Annotated in this window: 16 protein-coding genes, 5 tRNA genes and 2 pseudogenes; all 23 read right to left on the reverse strand. The window is 50.9% G+C overall.

Features of this window, described 5'->3' with window-relative positions; all coding sequences use genetic code 11:
• Positions 1 to 22: 22 nt before the first annotated feature.
• A complete protein-coding gene (locus IV45_RS01290; protein WP_057739879.1) occupies positions 23 to 991 on the reverse strand; it encodes a beta-galactosidase small subunit in 969 nt (322 codons plus the stop codon).
• Complete coding sequence (locus tag IV45_RS01295; RefSeq protein WP_057739881.1) at positions 978 to 2,858, reverse strand: glycoside hydrolase family 2 TIM barrel-domain containing protein; 1,881 nt, start codon at positions 2,856 to 2,858, stop codon at positions 978 to 980. Before IV45_RS01295 ends, IV45_RS01290 begins: the two co-directional genes overlap by 14 nt.
• Before the next feature lie 154 nt (positions 2,859 to 3,012).
• A tRNA-Leu gene (locus IV45_RS01300) sits at positions 3,013 to 3,097 on the reverse strand.
• 49 nt (positions 3,098 to 3,146) lie between these two features.
• The gene (locus IV45_RS01305) at positions 3,147 to 3,608 is read right to left on the reverse strand and encodes a SprT family protein (RefSeq protein WP_057739883.1); all 462 of its coding nucleotides are present in this window, start codon (positions 3,606 to 3,608) and stop codon (positions 3,147 to 3,149) included.
• Complete coding sequence (locus IV45_RS01310; protein WP_057739885.1) at positions 3,601 to 5,772, reverse strand: Tex family protein; 2,172 nt, start codon at positions 5,770 to 5,772, stop codon at positions 3,601 to 3,603. The genes IV45_RS01305 and IV45_RS01310 overlap by 8 nt, the downstream gene beginning before the upstream one ends.
• Entirely contained in the window at positions 5,772 to 6,608 is an 837-nt protein-coding gene (gene nadE / locus IV45_RS01315) for an ammonia-dependent NAD(+) synthetase (protein WP_057739887.1), read from the reverse strand. The genes IV45_RS01310 and nadE overlap by 1 nt, the downstream gene beginning before the upstream one ends.
• 9 nt (positions 6,609 to 6,617) lie before the next feature.
• On the reverse strand, positions 6,618 to 8,081 hold the full coding sequence (locus IV45_RS01320) for a nicotinate phosphoribosyltransferase (RefSeq protein ID WP_057739888.1): 1,464 nt from the start codon (positions 8,079 to 8,081) through the stop codon (positions 6,618 to 6,620).
• Between the two features lie 19 nt (positions 8,082 to 8,100).
• Positions 8,101 to 8,802 carry a GntR family transcriptional regulator gene (locus IV45_RS01325; RefSeq protein ID WP_057739890.1) on the reverse strand — a complete coding sequence of 234 codons (702 nt, stop codon included), beginning with the start codon at positions 8,800 to 8,802 and terminating at the stop codon, positions 8,101 to 8,103.
• A gap of 144 nt (positions 8,803 to 8,946) precedes the next feature.
• Entirely contained in the window at positions 8,947 to 9,519 is a 573-nt protein-coding gene (locus IV45_RS01330; RefSeq protein WP_057739892.1) for a TIGR01440 family protein, read from the reverse strand.
• Between the two features lie 97 nt (positions 9,520 to 9,616).
• A complete protein-coding gene (locus tag IV45_RS01335) occupies positions 9,617 to 10,258 on the reverse strand; it encodes a hypothetical protein (protein ID WP_057739893.1) in 642 nt (213 codons plus the stop codon).
• Positions 10,259 to 10,323: 65 nt separating this feature from the next.
• Positions 10,324 to 10,395: transfer RNA gene (locus IV45_RS01340), tRNA-Gln, on the reverse strand.
• 6 nt (positions 10,396 to 10,401) lie between these two features.
• Positions 10,402 to 10,484, reverse strand: a tRNA-Tyr gene (locus tag IV45_RS01345).
• Between the two features lie 91 nt (positions 10,485 to 10,575).
• Positions 10,576 to 12,075 carry a peptide MFS transporter gene (locus IV45_RS01350; protein WP_057739895.1) on the reverse strand — a complete coding sequence of 500 codons (1,500 nt, stop codon included), beginning with the start codon at positions 12,073 to 12,075 and terminating at the stop codon, positions 10,576 to 10,578.
• A 291-nt stretch (positions 12,076 to 12,366) separates the two neighbouring features.
• Positions 12,367 to 13,401, reverse strand: coding sequence for a hypothetical protein (locus IV45_RS01355; RefSeq protein WP_057739897.1), 1,035 nt, complete (start codon positions 13,399 to 13,401; stop codon positions 12,367 to 12,369).
• 58 nt (positions 13,402 to 13,459) lie between these two features.
• Positions 13,460 to 14,347, reverse strand: coding sequence for a 3-hydroxyacyl-CoA dehydrogenase (locus tag IV45_RS01360; protein ID WP_057739899.1), 888 nt, complete (start codon positions 14,345 to 14,347; stop codon positions 13,460 to 13,462).
• 215 nt (positions 14,348 to 14,562) lie between these two features.
• A complete protein-coding gene (locus IV45_RS01365) occupies positions 14,563 to 15,219 on the reverse strand; it encodes a hypothetical protein (protein WP_057739902.1) in 657 nt (218 codons plus the stop codon).
• Position 15,220: 1 nt separating this feature from the next.
• Positions 15,221 to 15,421: pseudogene (locus IV45_RS08060) on the reverse strand (methylhydantoinase); the annotation flags it as partial.
• Positions 15,422 to 15,602: 181 nt separating this feature from the next.
• Positions 15,603 to 16,232, reverse strand: a pseudogene (locus IV45_RS08065) (glycosyltransferase family 2 protein); the annotation flags it as partial.
• A gap of 31 nt (positions 16,233 to 16,263) precedes the next feature.
• Entirely contained in the window at positions 16,264 to 17,295 is a 1,032-nt protein-coding gene (locus IV45_RS01375) for a glycosyltransferase (protein ID WP_157051183.1), read from the reverse strand.
• Positions 17,296 to 17,317: 22 nt separating this feature from the next.
• Positions 17,318 to 17,758 carry a DnaA ATPase domain-containing protein gene (locus IV45_RS01380; RefSeq protein WP_057739908.1) on the reverse strand — a complete coding sequence of 147 codons (441 nt, stop codon included), beginning with the start codon at positions 17,756 to 17,758 and terminating at the stop codon, positions 17,318 to 17,320.
• Positions 17,759 to 17,957: 199 nt separating this feature from the next.
• On the reverse strand, positions 17,958 to 18,167 hold the full coding sequence (locus IV45_RS01385) for a hypothetical protein (RefSeq protein ID WP_057739910.1): 210 nt from the start codon (positions 18,165 to 18,167) through the stop codon (positions 17,958 to 17,960).
• A gap of 226 nt (positions 18,168 to 18,393) precedes the next feature.
• Positions 18,394 to 18,466 (reverse strand) — tRNA-Thr (locus tag IV45_RS01390).
• Between the two features lie 44 nt (positions 18,467 to 18,510).
• Positions 18,511 to 18,583: transfer RNA gene (locus tag IV45_RS01395), tRNA-Asn, on the reverse strand.
• Positions 18,584 to 18,644: the final 61 nt, after the last annotated feature.

Genomic DNA, 18,644 nt, shown 5'->3' on the forward strand with positions numbered 1-18,644 from the left:
GCAACCAATTTAAGCCACTCTCTTAATCAACAGGGGCCGGTTGGATGATGAAGCTGAATTGGTGGTCGTCTTCAGCACTGACATGGAAGGCCGGGTCAACGTCACTGCCCCAGCTATCAATTCCGCCGACGCCCCGGACTGCGCCCGCAATAACCAGGACGGACCGGCGCAATGGCGGCAGTTCCTCAATGTGGGTGGCATTCTCCAGTTCTTCGCTGGTGTATGGCAACAAGCTGAAGTTGAACGGCTGGCTGTCCTCCGTTACCTGCAGGCAGAACGGCGTGGACGCGTGGTCCGCATTGTTCAGAGTGTGGTGACGGCTGATAGTCAAGTTCGTCGTCTGCATGTGCATACCCATCTCCTGCGGTACCAGGTAAGGGGTCAGCGGCATCCCTTCGACTTCATAATGGCCGGGAACGCCGCCCGCCATCCGGTCCGGATAGGTTTCGCCAGACAGACCATCATAGGCAAACTTGTCGGCCGCTGTCGGCATGATCATCCGCAAACCGAACAGGGGCAGCTCCGGCAGGCCTTTGCGCCCACCGAAATAGGCCTGGACCTTGATCTGCCCATCGGCCGTGACCGTGTACTTCACAATCGTCTGGGCAGCTGGCGTGGTGGCCGTCTGGTAGGAAAAGGTCATGCCGACTTCACTCACTTGTTCATGGTTGCTGAAATGGTTGTTATACGGTGCTGTCGGCAGTTGGTCAACATGTGTGCCGTCGACTTCCAGATCGATATCAATGCAGCGCGGAAACATGTCGGCTCCCAGCCACTGTGCGCTCCGGTAAGAGAAGCCGTTGCCCCGGTCATTATCCGTGGTTGCCCGCCAGTAGGTTGGATAAATTGGTCGGTACAGCCACTCCTTGCCGTCGATCTTCATGGATTCTAGGCTGCCCGATTCGTAGCTGAACTGGTAATGAAAACGGCTGCCGGTCAGGCCCAGAGTGCCATCCCCATAAATGATCCGCATCGTCTTATTCTTGTCCATAGTAGTAACGCACCTCCTGCATCGCTGGCTTCTCAGTCCGGTTGGCAAACATGAGCCCATCGCCACAAAAGGCCCCATCCGTGTGCCGGTCGTCAAAGTCGCCGCCATAACGCAAGACATCCTTGCCGGTCACGGGGTCGTGAACCAACAGAGCCTGGTCAATGTAGTCCCAAATGAAGCCGCCGCAATCTTGCGGGTACTTCTGCACTAAGGCGATGTAGTCACCCATTCCGCCGACCGAGTTGCCCATCGAATGCATGTACTCACACTCGATAAACGGTTTGTCCAGATGATTTTGCAGGTACTTCTCCACGTTCTTGGGTGGCAGGTACATGCGGCTCTCGAAGTCCGACAAGCGATCCCGGTAGGACGGCCGCTGACATACACCTTCGTAGTGCACCAGCCGGTCAGGATCCTTCTTCTGGTAGAACTCCTGCATTGCCACCAGGTCGTCGCCGGCGTAGGACTCGTTGCCCAACGACCAGAAGAGGATGCTGGTATGGTTCTTCAACGTCTCATAGTTGGTCCGGGCGCGGTCAACCACAGCCGCCTTCCACTGTGTCAGCGAACCCGGCACATTATACGATGGCTCCACTCGGCCCATCTTCTGCCAGCTGCCGTGGCTTTCCAGATTGTTCTCAGCCATCACGTAGATCCCTGCCCGATCACAGCGTGAATACCAATCCAGGCGGTCAGCATAGTGACAGGTGCGCACTGCGTTGATGTGGTTCTTTTTGAAGGTTTGAATGTCAAAATCCATGTCGGCCTGGCTGATACAACGACCGGTCCGGCAATCCCATTCGTGACGGTTAACGCCCTTAATGATCAGACGTTGGCCGTTCAACTGCAAAACGTGGTCCTTGGAGATGGCCACCCGCCGGAAACCAAAGGAATATGGCACCACTTCCACCACGCGACCCTCATCGTCACGCAGGGTGATTAGTAGCTGGTAAAGGTAGGGATCGTCGTTCGACCACGGGTGAACCTGGTCTAAGCGTTCGTCCACGACCTTGACCTCTTCGGTGCTGGGGTGCGTCTTCTGCAGCAATTGCTTGCCAGCCGCATCGTTGACCGTAATGGTGGCCTCACTGAAGGCATCCCCCACCAAGTTGACGTTCAAATTGAAGATACCGGTGTGGTTGTCGCTTGCCAACTGCGGCTTGATGGTCAAGTCTTCTACATGCACGGCTGGCTGGGCCATCAAAGTTACCGAACGAAAGATCCCCGAAAAGCGGAACATATCCTGGTCTTCCAAGTAAGACGCGGTCGAATGCTTGAAGACAGCCACGGCGATGAAGTTGTCCTTCTCATGCAAGTAAGGTGTCAGGTCGAACTCGCTGGGGGTAAAGCTGTCCTCTGCGTAACCAACAAACTCGCCGTTCAGCCAAAGATAGAAGGCGCGTTCCACCCCGGCAAACTGAATGCGGACGCGGTGATCGACTAAACCGGCCGCCAAATCGAAATGCCGGCAGTACAAACCAACCGAGTTATCTGCCGCCTGCGAGAAACTGCCGGCCTGTTCTTGATCGTCATAGGTGCCGGCTGGGCGACGGTATTGGTGACCCTCCCAGGGATAGAGGGTGTTGATGTATTGAATCTGCGCATCATTATGCAGTTCAATCATGCTGGGTACCTTGATGGACCCGTAGTCACTGTGGTCGCTCTCCGGTCGGTAAAAATGATCGGGGAGCTTAGTCGGGTCACTAACATATTTAAACTGCCATTCACCATCCAGTGACTGGTAGAAACTGCTCTGGCCGCTTCGCATCTCCTGTTCATTCCGGTACCAGTGATGATCGCTGTGTGCTGGTAATTGATTGACCCGGAAGGTTTCCGGATCGTCTAGCCATGCCAATTGAGCCTTCATTCATCATTACCCCTTCGCTTCAAATTACTTACATTATAGCGCTTTCACCAAAACCGTCTATTAGTTTACGAAAACTAGGCGAAAATAGGACAATTTCTCAAAAATGACCAAAGAAAAAAGCGACCAGGATAAACCTGATCGCTTTACTTTGCTATGCGGCCAAGAGGATTCGAACCTCCACGGTCTCAACGACCACAAGATCCTTAATCTTGCGCGTCTGCCAATTCCGCCATGGCCGCATCAACAAATAACATCATATCAAAAATGTCTAGCCTTAGCAAGAATTATTTATGCCTGGAATGCTTTAACCAGCTTAATGGGTCCTCCGCATTTGGCACAACGGTAACGGGCCACGTTGAAACGGCGCCGGCGCCAGATTGCGGCCCCACAGCGTTGACACTGATAGAGGTAGCGGTGCCTGCTGCCGCGAAGTTTGCTAGTCGGCGGGGCAAAACGGGAGCCACCGACCTGGTCTAGCAGCTGCCGAAAATCCCGGTCCCGGTGCTGGTAACCACGACCCAACAGGTGCAAGTGGTAGTGACACAGTTCGTGGAGCACGACTCCCCTTAAGGTCGCCAGGTCGTATTCCGAGAGCATCAGTGGATTGATGTCGATATGGTGGTCGGACAAATGATAGCGGCCACCGGTAGTCCGCAGGCGACGATTGAAAAAAATCTTGTGCAGGAAGGGCCGGCCAAAGTACTGCAATGACCACTTTTCGGTTAACAGCTGGAGTTCTTGATCAGTCATTATGGTCAGGATCCACCATTGTGAGCTGGATCCGCTGCCGGTCATGATCAACATCCAGCACCCACACGGTCACGATGTCGCCCACCGCAACCACCTGCCGTGGATCCTTGATGAACTTCTTGGTCAGATGGGAAACATGGACCAGGCCGTCGTGCTTGACGCCGATGTCCACAAATGCCCCAAAGTCGACCACGTTGCGCACCGTTCCCTGCAGCTTCATTCCGGGCTTCAAGTCATCGATGGTAACGACATCCGTGCGCAATAACGGTGCCGGCATCTGGTCACGCAGGTCGCGGCCTGGCTTCTGCAGGTTGGCAATGATGTCTTTGACGGTTTCTTCGCCAAACTCACTCGTTACCAGGTCTTGCGGATTCAGCTGGGAGAGCTTTTCTTTGGCCTGCTCGCTTCCTAATTCATCCGCACTGACATCCGCCTTGACCAGGATATCCTTGGCCAAGCCATAGCTTTCGGGGTGAATGTCCGTATTATCCAACGGGTTCTGCCCGCCGATGATCCTTAAGAAACCGACCGCCTGCTGATAGGCTTTCGGTCCCAGGCGCTTGACGTCCAGCAGTTGTGAACGGTCGGTATAGGGTCCGTGCTCGTTACGGTAGGCCACAATGTTCTTGGCAGTGGCCGCTGACAAGCCGGAGATGTGCGTCAACAGCTGCACACTGGCCGTATTCAGGTTGACCCCGACCCGGTTCACGGCCCGCTCAACAACGGCACCGAGTTCGTCCTTCAGCTCACCCTTCGGCAGGTCGTGCTGGTACTGACCGACCCCAATTGCTTGCGGATCGATCTTGACCAGCTCTGCCAACGGATCCTGCAGACGCCGACCGATACTGATGGCCGACCGCTTTTCCACCGGCAGCTCTGGGAACTCATCACGAGCCGTCTGACTGGCCGAGTAAACCGACGCACCGGATTCGTTGACGATCACGTAGTACACTTGCCGCTTCAGCTTGTGTAAGGCATTGGCGACAAACTGTTCGGACTCACGGCTGGCCGTCCCGTTACCAATCGCGATCATCTCGACATGGTATTTCTCAATCAGGTCCAGAAAGGCTGGTTCCGCAGCGGCACGTTGCTTTTCCGGAGCCGGCTTGTGCGGGTAAATAACGGCTGTGGTCAAGAGCTTGCCTGACGGATCGATCACCGCCAGCTTGCAGCCCGTCCGGTAAGCCGGGTCAAAGCCCAGCACAGTCCGGCCCTTCAATGGCGCCTGCATCAACAGGTTGTACAGGTTTTCACCGAAGACCTTGATTGCCTGCTCATCCGCGTTATCCGTCAACAGCTGCCGCACTTCGCGTTCAATTGCCGGCTGCAGGAAGCGCTTGTAGGCATCCGCCGCCGCATCCATCACAAACTTGGTGGCATCATTTTCCGCATGCGAACGCAAGAGACGGAAACGCAGGTAGTTCATCACCGTCTCCTCGTCGTTTTTAACGTGCACGCGCAGGACCTTCTCCTTTTCGCCCCGGTTGATCGCCAGAGTTCGATAAGAGGTCATGTCAGAAACGTCGGCTTGAAAGTCGTAGTACTGCTGGTAGACGCCCTGTTCGTCGAGCTCCTTGCCCTTGCTGGTGACCTTGCTCTCGACCCATCCATGGTGGATCGTGTAGTTGCGCAGCCAGCCACGGACGGTACTCATTTCACTGATGGCCTCGGCCAAAATCTCATGGGCACCATCTAGAGCCGCTTGGGCGTCGGGTACGTCGTTGTTGACGTATTGGATCGCCTTTTGAGTCAAGTTGGTGCTCGGGTAGGTCAACAGCCAGTTAGCCAACGGGGTCAGACCATGTTCGCGTGCCTGTTGAGCCTTGGTGCGCCGCTTCTTCTTGTAAGGCAGGTAGAGGTCTTCCACCGCACTCAATTCCGGTGCCTTGAGGATGGCCGCTTTGAGCGCGTCGTTCAGCTTGCCCTGCTCGTCAATCAACTTGATGACCGCCGACTTCCGCTCGCTTAACTCCTCTTCCTTGTGGTAGGCTTCCTGGATGGTTTGCAGCTGCACTTCATCCAATGCGCCCGTCATTTCTTTACGGTAACGGGCGATAAACGGGATCGTGTTCCCCTCGTCCATTAATTTCAAGGCAGCAGCGACTTGTTTACCGTGCAGATTAGGCAGTTTCCGCTCAACCGCTTGGATTACCGTTGCTTCCATTACAGGGACTCCTTCCACCAGGTGTCGACCGGGCTCACTGGCAAGTGGCGCTTGTGCCGGGTCTTGATGAACCAATTTTCAATCGTCTGGGACGCGTCATCTGAAACCTCTTTGCCTTCCAGGTAGTCGTCAATGTCATGATAACTAACGCCCAAGGCTGCCTCATCTGGCAATGCTGGCCGGTCTTCCTCCAGGTCAGCAGTCGGCGTCTTTTCGTAGAGGTGGGCCGGCGCATGCAGGTACTCCATCAGCTGCCGTCCCTGCCGCTTGTCCAGCTGTGACAACGGCGTGATATCGGCCCCGCCGTCACCAAACTTAGTGTAGAAACCGGTGACTGCTTCCGCCGCGTGATCGGTCCCCACGACCGCACCACGATGGGCGGTGGCAATCGCGTATTGGACGATCATCCGTTCCCGGGCCTTAATATTGCCCTTATTGAAGTCGGTAATGTCGACCCCGGCCGTCGTCAATTCCTTTACCATGGCGTCCGTGGCCGGCTGAATGTTGACGCGGACCACGTTGTCGGGATGGATGAAGTCATTGATGGCGCTCATCGCATCCGCTTCATCAGCCTGTTGACCATAAGGCAGGCGGACGGCATAAAACTGGTAGCCGTCATCACCCGTCTTCTTGCGTAAACCTTCTACGGCCAACTGGGACAAGCGCCCAGCCAAAGAGGAGTCCTGTCCGCCAGAAATGCCCAGCGTCAGGGTCTTCATGCCCGTTTTGCGCAAATAATCCTGCAAGAATTTAACTCGCCGGTGCACCTCGTGTTCAGGGTCAATCTGAGGCTGCACCTGCAAAGACTTGATAATAACTGCTTGTAATTTCCGCATGTTTATCTCCTAATGCAATTTCCGTACGTATTCGTGAATCTGCTTGATCATCTTCATCTTGTTGTCGTAGCACTTCTGCGACAAGTCGACGGGGTAGACTTCAGGGTTCAGGTCCCGCCGATATTCGTCCCACAAGCGGTCCATGTGACTTTGCCGCGCGTCATGGATCTCCTTCAAGGTTGGTTCCTTGTAGACCTGTTTGCCGTCCACGAAGATGTCCTGCAGCAGCGGCCGCGCATTGAAGTCGGTCACTGTCTTGTTCAAGAAGGTGTAGTTCGGGTCGAACATGTAGAGCGAATCCAGTTTCCGCGGGTCTTCGCCGACCAGGGTCACCAGGTCACCCTCGTTTTTGCCATCCTTCTTGTCATTGATCCGCCAAACTTGGTGTTTGCCTGGCGTGGACATCTTGGCAACGTTATTGGACAGCTTCATCGTGTCCACCATCTGGCCCGCTGCGTTTTCCACGGAGACCATCTTGTAGACCGCCCCCAGGGTTGGCTGGTCCATTGCCGTAATCAACTTGGTTCCGACACCCCAGGCATCGATTTTGGCACCCTGCGTCTTCAGGTTCAGGATGGTCTTTTCGTCCAGGTCGTTAGAAGCAACAATCTTGACGTTCGGGTAACCGGCATCATCCAGCATCTCGCGGACCTTCTTGGACAGGTAGGCCATGTCGCCGGAGTCGATCCGGACCGCCTTGAAGTTGATCTTGTCGCCCATCTCGTTGGCCACGCGGATGGCGCTCGGCACCCCACTTTTCAGCGTGTCGAAGGTGTCAACCAGGAAGGTGCAGTCATGGTGGGTCTGTGCGTAAGCCTTGAAGGCATCGTAATCATTCATGTAGGTCTGAACCAAAGCGTGGGCGTGGGTCCCGGCGATCGGAATGCCGAACAGCTTGCCTGCCCGCACGTTGCTGGTGGAATCAAAGCCGCCGATGTAGGCAGCCCGCGTGCCCCAGAGTGCGGCATCGAATTCCTGGGCCCGCCGCGTACCGAATTCCATCACTGGCTGGTTGCCGACAATGTTCTTGATCCGGGCCGCCTTGGTTGCCACCACAATCTGATAATTCAGGATGTTCAACAGTGCCGTTTCCACCAGCTGGGTTTCCAACAGAGTTCCTTCGACCTGCACAATGGGTTCGTGGTTGAAAACCAGTTCACCCTCGACCATGCTGCGGACCGTTCCGTGGAACTTGAAGTTAGCCAGGTAGTCGATGAACTCGTCATCAAAAAAGCCGGTGCTGTGCAGGTATTCAATGTCGGTCGCACTGAAATGCAGGTCCTTTAGGTAACGAATGATGTGGTTCAGGCCGGCAAAGACCGCGTAACCATTTTCAAACGGCATCTTCCGAAAGAAGACTTCAAAAACGGCGTGGCGGTTGCCGATGCCTTGGCGCCAATAAGTCTGCATCATTGATAACTCATAAGCGTCCGTTTGCAGAGCCATACTATCGTCAGGATATAAATACTTCATTTTTCTTCCCCTTGCTGCCTTACTTTTCCAGAACAAATTCAAACCGACTGCCGACGTATTGGGTGTGTACGTATTCAAACGGCCGGCCGTCTTGGAGGTACGAGATCTGTGTCATTCTCAACAATGCATCGCCCCGGCGAATTGCCAGGTAGTTAGCGATTTTTTCGGTGGCATTGGTGGCCGAGACCGCCTGTGTGGCGTGACCCGGATGCAGGCCCGCCTTGTCTTCCAAGGTCTTGTAGAAGGAAGACGTCACTTCCTGCTTGCTGAAGTTGGCTACCAGATCGGCCGGTACCGTGGCCACTTCATAGCAAATCGGGACTTTGGAGCCATAACGCACCCGTTCCATCCGCAGCACGCGTTCACCCGCCTTCAACTTCAGCCGCTTGGCCTCGGTCTTGGACGGCACAGTCAGGTGGTAGGAAATCGTCTTGCTGGATGGCACCTTGCCTTGCGCCTTCATCAGGTCGGTAAAGCTGGTCACCCCAGACATTCTTTCCTGCACTTTTCGGTTGGCCACAAAGGTTCCAGAGCCGACCCGCCGTTCCAGCACCCCTTCGTCAACCAGGGTCTGAATGGCCTCACGCAGGGTCATCCGACTGACACCAAATTCACCAGCCAACGCCCGTTCAGCCGGGATCTTTTCGCCGACCTGCCACTTTCCTTGTTCAATGTTTGCTTGCAACTGATTGTGAATCTGAATGTATACTGGTGAACTCATCGCTAAACCTCCCATGCAAATTTGTTTCTTAGTGTACCACTATTTACGAGTGGTCTAAACCATTACCACATCATTATTCAAAAAAGACGACAACCAAAGACCCTTAGTTGTCGTCTCATCTAAATGACTTAATTGACTTAATGATTAATGCTTTTCGTTGAATGGGTCCCAGGTGTACTTAGCCCGTGCACCACCGATCAACTTCGGCCGTGAACTCAGGTAGGTCGTGTGGGCGTGGCCAATTTCCGAAACAGAGGTCCGAATTGGCAGCTGGACGAACTTGACCTGCATCCCAATTGAGGTGTCACCAATGTCCATGCCACCCTTGGCCTGCACGTGTTCAACTTCGATTGGATCTTCAAAGTTTTCAAAGGCCGCAATCTGACCGGAACCGCCAGCGTGGATCTGTGGGAAGACCGTCACTTCTTCCAGGCCCATCTTTTCGGCAACCGCCCGTTCAACAACCAAAGCCCGGTTCAGGTGCTGGCAGCCCTGCACTGCCAAGTGGATGCCTAATGGCCGCAGAACCGAAATGATGGTCTTGATGATGGCCCGGCCCACTTCGATACTCGGATCCTTGCCAATTTCATGGCCCGTTACTTCACTGGTACTCAAGCCGACAACAAACAGGTCGCCCTTCTTGAAGTGGCCCTGGTCTAAGCATTCGGTCAGGCCCGTTTTAACTTGGGCACAAATCTTATCGAGTTGTTCAGTCATGTAAAATCTACCTCTCTATGACAAAGTTAATATCTCATTTTCCACTTCTAATTATAAAGCAAAGCGCGAACTTTTTGTTAGCCCAGTCGCCAATGTTTTACAAAGCACCCAATTCATTGAGCCAGGCCTGGGTGCCAGCGTCCTTTGCCGTATCCAGCGTTTGATTGAATGGCTGTAAAAGTTTGCGGACTTGTGCCCAGTCAATTGCGGCAGCTTTCATTATCGATTGCTGGATTTTTTGGGTCATCATATCTTGCAGTGCGTGATTATGGGCATTGACCAGCGTAATCGCCGCGGCTTGCCGGCTTAACAACTGCCCCAGCAACTGGTCCAGCTGCTTCTGGCTGACCTGTTCCTTAATCAATAAGCGCTGCTTCAAGGGTACAGCGGGAATCTCTCGCTGGCAGAAATGACTCAACAGCGGCCAGTTGTCACTTACCTGCTCAAAAAACTGCCATGGCACCTGGCCCAGGCAATAGTTCAGGGTGGCCGTAGTCGCTGTCAACAGGTTGCCCTGATCGTCTTGCAGCCGCGGTAAAAGCTCCTGCAAAAAGCGCTGGCAGGTTTCGGCCGTTAATTTGGGCAGCCGCTGCTTACTGGTCAACGCAAACCGCGTCAATACGAAATCACTAAAATCCTTGTCCAGAATCACCCGGCTGGCAGTCCGCTGACCACGTTGACGCAGATTCTTGACGTGGGCTGGACGCTGACTCTTTGCAAATTGACCTTGTTTGGGCATAATGGGCTCCCTTCTTCTTGAAAAATGGTATAAAAAAAGCCGCCACCAGGTGACGACTTTGTCAGTTGGGCTAGCTGGATTCGAACCAGCGCATGACGGTACCAAAAACCGTTGCCTTACCGCTTGGCTATAGCCCAATAATATGGAGGAGGACGGATTCGAACCGCCGAACCCGAAGGAATGGATTTACGGTCCATCGCGTTTAGCCAGACTTCGCTACTCCTCCATGATGTCCGTTAGCCATAACTAACGGATATTATAATACACAAGTTAATTCATAATTGCAACACTTTTTTCCGAACTTTTTTGTGGTGAAACTACTCGACACCTTCCATCAAACTATGAATCTTTTTGACAAAGAAACACAGGATGATGCCGAAGATCACACTCACTGCACCGATGGTCAAGAAGTACGGAATTTCGGTCGCAGATGAATAGTATTTAACAATCTGCGCGTTGATGGCCTGGCCTGCCGCGTCGGCCAAGAACCACATGCTCATCATCTGTGACTGGAAGGCCCGCGGTGCCAGCTTGGTGGTCACGGACAAACCAATCGGCGAAATCAGCATTTCACCAATTTCAACGATGAACCATGAGCCAACCAGCCAGAACGGACTGACCCGGCCGGCAGTGGTGCCATGGATGATTCCTGGCAGCGCCATCCAGAGGTAAGAGATACCAGCGACAATCAGACCGATGGCAAACTTGCCGGGAGCGCTCGGCTGATTCTTCCACTTACTCCACAACCAGACGAAGAACGGGGTCAGGATCATGATGAAGAGCGGGTTCAAAGTTTGGAAGTTAGCGGCCGCAAAGTGCCAGCTACCGATGTGCAAGATAGTCCGTTCTTGGGCAAACAGGGCCAAGACAACGGAACCGGACTCTTCAATCCCCCAGAAGATGGCCGCCGCAATGAAGAGCGGAATGTAGGCCAGCACCCGGGAACGTTCAATCTTTGTGACCTTCTTGCTTTGCAGCATCATCACGAAGTAGACAATTGGCAAGACGATGGCAATGATCGAAATCAGCATGATGACGTTGTTGATGTTCAAGGCCCCTAAAGCTGCCATGAAGCCCAGCACAATGGCCAAGGCAATCACACCAACGACGGTCCAAGTAATGAAGGGCTTGAACTGTTCATGATCGATCGGGTCAGTGGCGTACAAGGAGTCCTTGGACAGGTACTTATTACCGTCAAAGTAGTATTGAAGCAGGCCGAAGAACATCCCAATGGCCGCCAGCGAGAACCCGGCGTGGAAGTTCATCTCGCTGCCGAACAAGTGGAAGCCGAAGCCGTTTGCTGCCCACGGAACGGCCCATGGTGCAACCGCGGCCCCCAAGTTGATCCCGAAGACGAACATGGAAAAGCCGGCATCCCGGCGTTGATCGCCCTCGCTGTACAGGCTGCCGACCATGTCCGACACGTTAGGCTTCAGCAGACCCGTCCCGGCAACGATCAGTGCGATGGAAAGGTACAAGGCGCTAACCCCGAACGGCACCGACAAGGCAATGTGACCAAACATGATCAGTACCCCACCGATGAACACGGTCCGGCGAGCACCCCAGACACGGTCTGATAGCCAACCGCCAACCACACTGGATAGGTAAACCAGTGACCCATAAATGGACATGATGGAAGCGGCAGTGGTTTGGTTCATCCCCAAACCGCCTTTAGTAACTGCGTAGTACATGTAGAACAGCAGAATGGCACGCATTCCGTAGTAGCTAAACCGTTCCCACATTTCTGTGAAGAACAGTGTGGACAAGCCACGTGGCTGACCGAAAAAGGCCGTATCCATCTTCTTTTGCTGATCCATTGAAATCCTCCTCAACCCTCAAGAATGTCTCTTGATTCATTACGAAAAAATTAAAAAACAGTGTTAATTTAATTAGTGACACCAAATCATTATATTGAATTCGTATATTCACGTCAACTTTATCTTACTAATTCATTAATAATTAAACCGATTATTTCTCATTTGATTAAAGAATTATCATTTTAAGTAACCCCGTCGTTACGCGGTAGACAAGAAAAGAGCACGACCAAAAAGTTTTTTCAAACATTGGTCATGCTCTTATAAATAGCAATTGGTATTAATGGTGATTAATTACTTCAGTGGCATCATGGTTGGCTGGTCTAAGACGTGCTGGTAGCCTGGTTTAGCTTCCACACATTGTGGGATGACGTCAACACTTGGCGCTGCACTCGTAACGTAGCTTTCTTCCAGCGGAATCATGTTCTTGACTTCCACATCAATGGTTGGAATGCCCTTTACCTGAATGTGGTTGTCAATGGCTGGTTCAGGAACGATGTCGTTGCATACCTTGTGGACATAGATCAGGCTGACCTTTTCCTCACCGTTGACGTAACCGGTCATGGTGAAGCGGTGACCCATCATTGTACCCTTCTTAACCAAACCAATGGCCTTCGGGTGCAGGTCCTTTGGTGCGGTGAAGACTTCGTGTTTAACTTTGACGTCATCAAACTTGAAGCCTAGCCGCTCGCCCATTTCGTAAACAGCGGAAATGTAGTATGCCGCAATGCCGGCTTTCAGCTTGTCCTGTGGGAATTTCTCTGGGTCTAAGCCGTAGCCGAAGACCTTAACCCAGCTGGACGTGTTGTTCTGGTCGTCTTCACCAGACTGAACAGTCAACTTGTCGACATGGTCAACTAAGTTACACAGGTAAAGCGGCAGGTGTGATGCGTAGTAGCCTGGGAGCAGGCCGCTTGGCATGAAGGTGACACCGTTCTTGATAGCGGCATCGTTGATCATCTTGTATAAGTCAGGCGTGGTAACTTGTGAGTAGTAAAGCGGAATCGTCGTGATACAGTTCTTCTTGGCGTTCAAAACCTTGACCATATCTTCAGCTGATGGTGTGAAGGCACCAGTCTTTGGATCGTGACGCAGTGGCGTGTAAACTAAAACGACATCCGCATCGAGTTTCAGTGCTGCGTCAATGTCATCAGTAACCTTGACCCCGATGTCAGGGAAGCCGAATAAGCCAGCGGCATCCTTGCCAATCTTGGCAGGGTCGGTATCAACGGCCGCAACCAGTTTGACTGACTTGCGCTCACCGATCATCCGGACCGCTGCCCGACCAACGTTGCCGAGGCCCCAAATGATGACTTTATATTGTTTCATGATATTGCTTCCTTTCATTGAAACGAAACTGCAGCAACTAAACGTTCAGAGAGCGACATTACTTAAAGAAATTTGGATCTTTGAATTCAGCGTTTGGATAGTGATAGAAGCCCTGTCCTGATTCAACACCGGTGTGGCCGGCATCAATCATCGGCTTCAGTTTGTCAGCAATCTTCTTGAAAATTTCTTGACCAGTCTGCTTGTACTGGTTGGTGACTACCGCATAAGTAGTCCGAAAGCCGACAATATCTTGAATCATGAATGGTCCCAGTGGTGAGCCATTGGCAATCATCCAGTCTTTATCAATCGTGTGTGGATCAGCGACCCCGTTAGCCCACAGTGCCATTGCGGCGTTCAATAGTGGTACCAAGGGGGCGTTCATGATGTAGCCGTGCTGTTCCTTCTTCAGAACCACCGGCACCATCTTAATCTGCCGAGCGAAGTCGACTAAGTCTTGAATTACCTCAGGGTCGGTCTTTGGGTTGCCAACGATTTCAGCCACATTGTGTTTCCAAATGTGGTTGGAGAAGTGCATGTGAGCGAAACGCTCCGGACGATCAGTAAAACCAACCAAATCGCTTGGGATAAAGGTTGAAGAGTTACTCGTCAAAATGCAATTTTCTGGCAATAACGGGCAAACCTTTTCGTAGAAGTCCTTCTTGATTTCAACGGATTCAGAAACGGATTCGATGACTAAATCGGCATCCGCCACCGTTTTTTCCATATCGTTGCTAATTGAAACAATGTTATCCATGGCGGCATCATAATCACCGTCGTTAGCATTCATATCCTTCTCAAATTGTGCCTTGATGGCAGCTAAACGCCGCTCTGCACGGTCGATGTGCCGGTTCCAAATCTTAACTTTGAAGCCGCAACGAGCAGCTTGAAAGGCAATTTGACTGCCTAAAACGCCGGCACCAGCGATTACTACGTGTTTAATTTCCATTATTCGACCACCTCCATGTTCTCTGAACACCCTTATCTTAACATGAAAACGATTTCACCAGCGTTAGGATATCATTAAATTTACACTTATTCGCTAAAGATCGTTAATTATGCCATTAGCAAACAAAGGTCAGATAAATGGATAGGATACTAAAAAGGAACACAATCCGGATTTTGTGTCCCGGTTTGTGCTCCCTTTTTGATTATCCAACGCGATCACTGATTGCTGTCAGCTGAGCGACCGGCCAGCTTTCGCAGCAGGTTAACGCTGTCAGCAACTTGGTCAGGTGCGTATTTTTGGAGTAAGAGAATGTTTAAAACTAATGGCGAATACGAAAGTCGATTCAGGCGCCACGAGAAAGCCATTGCGGCGATTTCGCTAACCACCGTCACCGATGAACGATGGTGGTAGTGACCGATGTGCCACAGGTCAATCTGGGCCGTCTGCGTGAAGGCATCCGGGTGCTGGCCCTCGATAAAGTGAAATAGTTCGTGACCCATCACCATATTTAGAATCACGTGGCGAGAAAAGCCTGGCAATTCGAGGTTGACCAGTTCCTGAATGGGCTGGTCGAACACCTTCAGATCGTTGGGCTCCGTCAAGCTAGCCAGCAAGACCTGGTTGACGATGGGCGGCACATCCACGTGGGTCACCTTACACAACTTGTCGGCCAATTGACTAGCATCAACCGTTCCGTACTTGGCACGCATTTCATCCGCAAACTGATTGCCACACTTGACTGCCCCGTTGATGAGTTCCGTCCGCTGGTGCGCATCGATCTTGTCGCGCAGGGGTTCTCCTTGGAAAAGATAATCACACCACACCGGCTGTGAGTAGGTTTTCAGTTCGTTGAAGAGGGTCACGGTTTTCATATTATTGCTGCTCCACGTTTGCTGCGACGATGATCACGTCATCATCTGGTTCCAAAGTCTGTACTTCCAGGTCCGTCAGCATTTGCAACTGCTCGAAGTCGGTTGACGAGAAGTCCATTACCCGCGCACCCAAGCACAGGTAGAAGTCTGGCCGGGCAATCGTTTCTGGCTGGTAAACGGCCATGTCTTCCCATAGCTGCTTCATGGCCTTCACGTAGTCCTTGGCCTTGCATTTCGGCCAGCCGTTCTTTAAACGCCCGTGCTTCGTCACTGATGTCGAAACCGATCATCTGCAACAATGCCAAACGATTTTCAACTGCCGTCAAAGGATATACGGCTGCCTCATCGACCGTAGAAGAAACGTTGGTCTTGTGACGGCGGTGCGTGTAGAGACTCTTGTTAACATAAGCAATCTTGTCGGCTAGCAGGTACACTTTCCAGGTGGTCAAATCGTCTTCAATCTTGGTATTGGTTGGATAAACGATATTTTTAAACAATGACCGTTTATACAGCTTGCACCACGGCACCGTGAAAACTGGGCCACGGTTGTCACCATCATATTGGAACTTGAACCATTCTGCCGGTGTATATGTCTTCTCATAATAGTGGTTTTCCACATCGATATAAGAACGCCACTCATAATCGTCAAGAAGCAGGCGGTAATTACCGATTGCAATATCGGCGTCCGTCTTCTTCAACAGGTCATGCAGAATCTCAATCTGGTCTTTGTCGATCAAATCATCATTGTCAATGAAAAGGACATAATCACCGGTAGCCATCGCCAAACCAGCATTCCGACTGGAGCCCACACCGCCATTTTCCTTGTGGAGCACCCGGACACGCTGATCTTGGTCATGTAGTTTTTCACACAGTGTTGGCGTAGTATCTGTCGAGCCGTCATCCACCAAAATGACTTCCAAATTTTGGTATGTCTGGTCTAAAGCACTCTTAACGCATTGCTCTAAGTATTTTTCGTCGTTATAGACCGGAATAATTACTGAAACTTTTTCCATTTCCTAAGCCTCTCATTATTACATCGACTGTTTAGTTGCGTTGATCATAGATCGCAAACAGTGCCTTGGTGATGGCTTTGCGGGTGAACATCCCATGGCGAATCAACTGGGCAAAGCTCTCAACCGACGCCAGCCATTGCTCGTATTGCTCTGGCGTTGCTGCCTGCACTCTTTCATTGACCTCATCCAAGCTGTCAACGACCATTCCCAGATTGTTCTTAGCAACGATATCGGCTTGTCCACAAGTCCGCGGCACAATAACCGGCAAACCAGCTGCCAAGTATGAGCTTAATTTATAGGAACAATTCAAGCCCATGTACTGGCGCCAATGCTCGTCACCCCAGACCAGGCCAAAGCCACCTGTTCGACGCAATTCATTGAGCATCGTTTCTTCCGGCAAATATCCAGTGAGTTCCAGGTTATGAACGTTCAGGTTGTTTTTGTTGTCACAGTATGCCTTCATCTTTAAGTGATCCAGGTCAAGATCCTGATAGAAGGCGAATTTCTCTAGGTTAACATCACCGGCAAAGTTAATCGTGTGGTTGAACTTCGGCTTCGTCCGATTCTGCATGTCAGCCGGGATGTCATGCAGACAATCCCACATTTCCTGGACGATCACGTGTTTCACGGTCAAGCCATTGGCCCGTAAGAAATCGGCCATGCCTTGGGTGGGCACAATGATCGCATCCGCCAAGTTATAGTACTTGATCTGCGCCGGCAGTTGATAGCGGTTAGATTCGTAGACCAGAGCCAAAATGTCGTGGACAAAAATGATCACCTTGTTGTTATAGGCCTGGATCAACTTGAGCAGTTTTTCATCCCATTCCAATGGGTTCCAGGTTGGCGCCTGAAAAATGGTTGTCCCCTCACCAAAAGGCAAAGAGGCAACAATGCCATCCATCCGGGCGCTTTGGGCTTCATCCGATTCACCGGTAGAATCATATTGAAAAACATCCAATTCGTTAGCATTAAAGGCCCTTTTTGCAATGTTGGCGACTAATCTTTGTGACTTGTCGGCCGTGCTGATGTGCAGCATACCGTAAGATCTCGTAATACTTAGCATTTTGTTTTGCCCCTTTCAGCCGCTAATTAATAAGAATAATTGTAATATATGATAATTCATTTTCATAACGATCACAATATACCCTCGCTAGCGAACAACTAACTCTAAAATGACGGCTGATAACCAAAAAAGCCGGTCCAAGCAAACTTGTTGCTCGGACTGGCAAAAATTTTATGTCACTGATAGATGATGCAAATTTCTGGTAAAGCAAGTCGACTAGTCGCTCAACCATATTATCGCCAATGATCAAGTGCAGTGCTTGCCATTGTTGATCTTGAGAGATTCGTTGACCAACTTCATTCATAAAAACGGTTTTACCAATTCCACGTGTTCCATATATCAAAGTTGTTCGATATGGTGTATCCAGTTCCTTAATGTCTGCTACTAGTTGGTTAATTAGTTCATCACGATTCAGTACAACGGTTGGTTGGATTCCAAATTTAGGGTTGAAAGGATTCTTCAATGTTAGCACTACTCTTTTATATGGCTTTATATCTTCATGCTTCTTTTATATGGCTTTATATCTTCATGCTTCTTTTATATCTCTTTATATCTTCAAAGATTAACTTTATTTATCCGGCTACTACTTAATTATTACTTTCTTAGCAATTCCCCCACGAATGTTAATCTGGATGCCACCTTTAGATGAATGCTTAACTTCCTTATTCTGACACTTGAGGCTTAATATGCTTCTGTTTGCAGTCTTTAAGATACCCATCCACTACCGCTCGAAAGTCTTGCTCTAATTCATTAATTGTGCTGCCTTCATAAGATAGCAAGCCTTTAATGCCGATCACTTGCCCATACAAAATATTATCTTTTTCGGAAGTGTTAACTGTTCCATAATATTCCTTGTAATGTAACCTTCTCATAGCCAGAACTCCTCTTTTAAGACTTGTAATACTTACTTGGTAGGATAATCACGCTTTGTCTGAATGCATTTTCGGTAAAAAATTGGTAAGCTATTCATTTTTGGGGCTACTTGTAAGCCCTGCTTTCATTCTTTTTTCTTGATGATATTTTAACAAACCAGAATCAAAAAAGCGCTCTGTTTAGGTAACAGAACGCTTTTTATGATTATCATAACCGAAGTTACAATGCCAACTAGAGGAATCGAACCTCCGACCTTCTCTTTACGAGGGAGATGCTCTACCGACTGAGCTAAGTTGGCATATAAAAGAAAAGATGCTGACTTTCATCAACATCCACCAGTAACTGCGAATGTCGGACTCGAACCGACGACAACCTGATTAACAGTCAGGGGCTCTACCAACTGAGCTAATTCGCAATAACAGCGCGGCAACGTCCTATCCTCGCAGGGAGCGATCCCCCAACTACTTTCGGCGCGT

Source organism: Limosilactobacillus secaliphilus (assembly GCF_001437055.1).
GTDB classification, from domain to species: domain Bacteria; phylum Bacillota; class Bacilli; order Lactobacillales; family Lactobacillaceae; genus Limosilactobacillus; species Limosilactobacillus secaliphilus.

Coding starts and splice junctions, on each gene's coding strand:
- IV45_RS01290 (WP_057739879.1), bottom strand. CDS start 991: ATGGACAAGAATAAGACGATGCGGATCATTTATGGGGATGGCACTCTG.
- IV45_RS01295 (WP_057739881.1), bottom strand. CDS start 2,858: ATGAAGGCTCAATTGGCATGGCTAGACGATCCGGAAACCTTCCGGGTC.
- IV45_RS01305 (WP_057739883.1), bottom strand. CDS start 3,608: ATGACTGATCAAGAACTCCAGCTGTTAACCGAAAAGTGGTCATTGCAG.
- IV45_RS01310 (WP_057739885.1), bottom strand. CDS start 5,772: ATGGAAGCAACGGTAATCCAAGCGGTTGAGCGGAAACTGCCTAATCTG.
- nadE (WP_057739887.1), bottom strand. CDS start 6,608: ATGCGGAAATTACAAGCAGTTATTATCAAGTCTTTGCAGGTGCAGCCT.
- IV45_RS01320 (WP_057739888.1), bottom strand. CDS start 8,081: ATGAAGTATTTATATCCTGACGATAGTATGGCTCTGCAAACGGACGCT.
- IV45_RS01325 (WP_057739890.1), bottom strand. CDS start 8,802: ATGAGTTCACCAGTATACATTCAGATTCACAATCAGTTGCAAGCAAAC.
- IV45_RS01330 (WP_057739892.1), bottom strand. CDS start 9,519: ATGACTGAACAACTCGATAAGATTTGTGCCCAAGTTAAAACGGGCCTG.
- IV45_RS01335 (WP_057739893.1), bottom strand. CDS start 10,258: ATGCCCAAACAAGGTCAATTTGCAAAGAGTCAGCGTCCAGCCCACGTC.
- IV45_RS01350 (WP_057739895.1), bottom strand. CDS start 12,075: ATGGATCAGCAAAAGAAGATGGATACGGCCTTTTTCGGTCAGCCACGT.
- IV45_RS01355 (WP_057739897.1), bottom strand. CDS start 13,401: ATGAAACAATATAAAGTCATCATTTGGGGCCTCGGCAACGTTGGTCGG.
- IV45_RS01360 (WP_057739899.1), bottom strand. CDS start 14,347: ATGGAAATTAAACACGTAGTAATCGCTGGTGCCGGCGTTTTAGGCAGT.
- IV45_RS01365 (WP_057739902.1), bottom strand. CDS start 15,219: ATGAAAACCGTGACCCTCTTCAACGAACTGAAAACCTACTCACAGCCG.
- IV45_RS01375 (WP_157051183.1), bottom strand. CDS start 17,295: ATGCTAAGTATTACGAGATCTTACGGTATGCTGCACATCAGCACGGCC.
- IV45_RS01385 (WP_057739910.1), bottom strand. CDS start 18,167: ATGAGAAGGTTACATTACAAGGAATATTATGGAACAGTTAACACTTCC.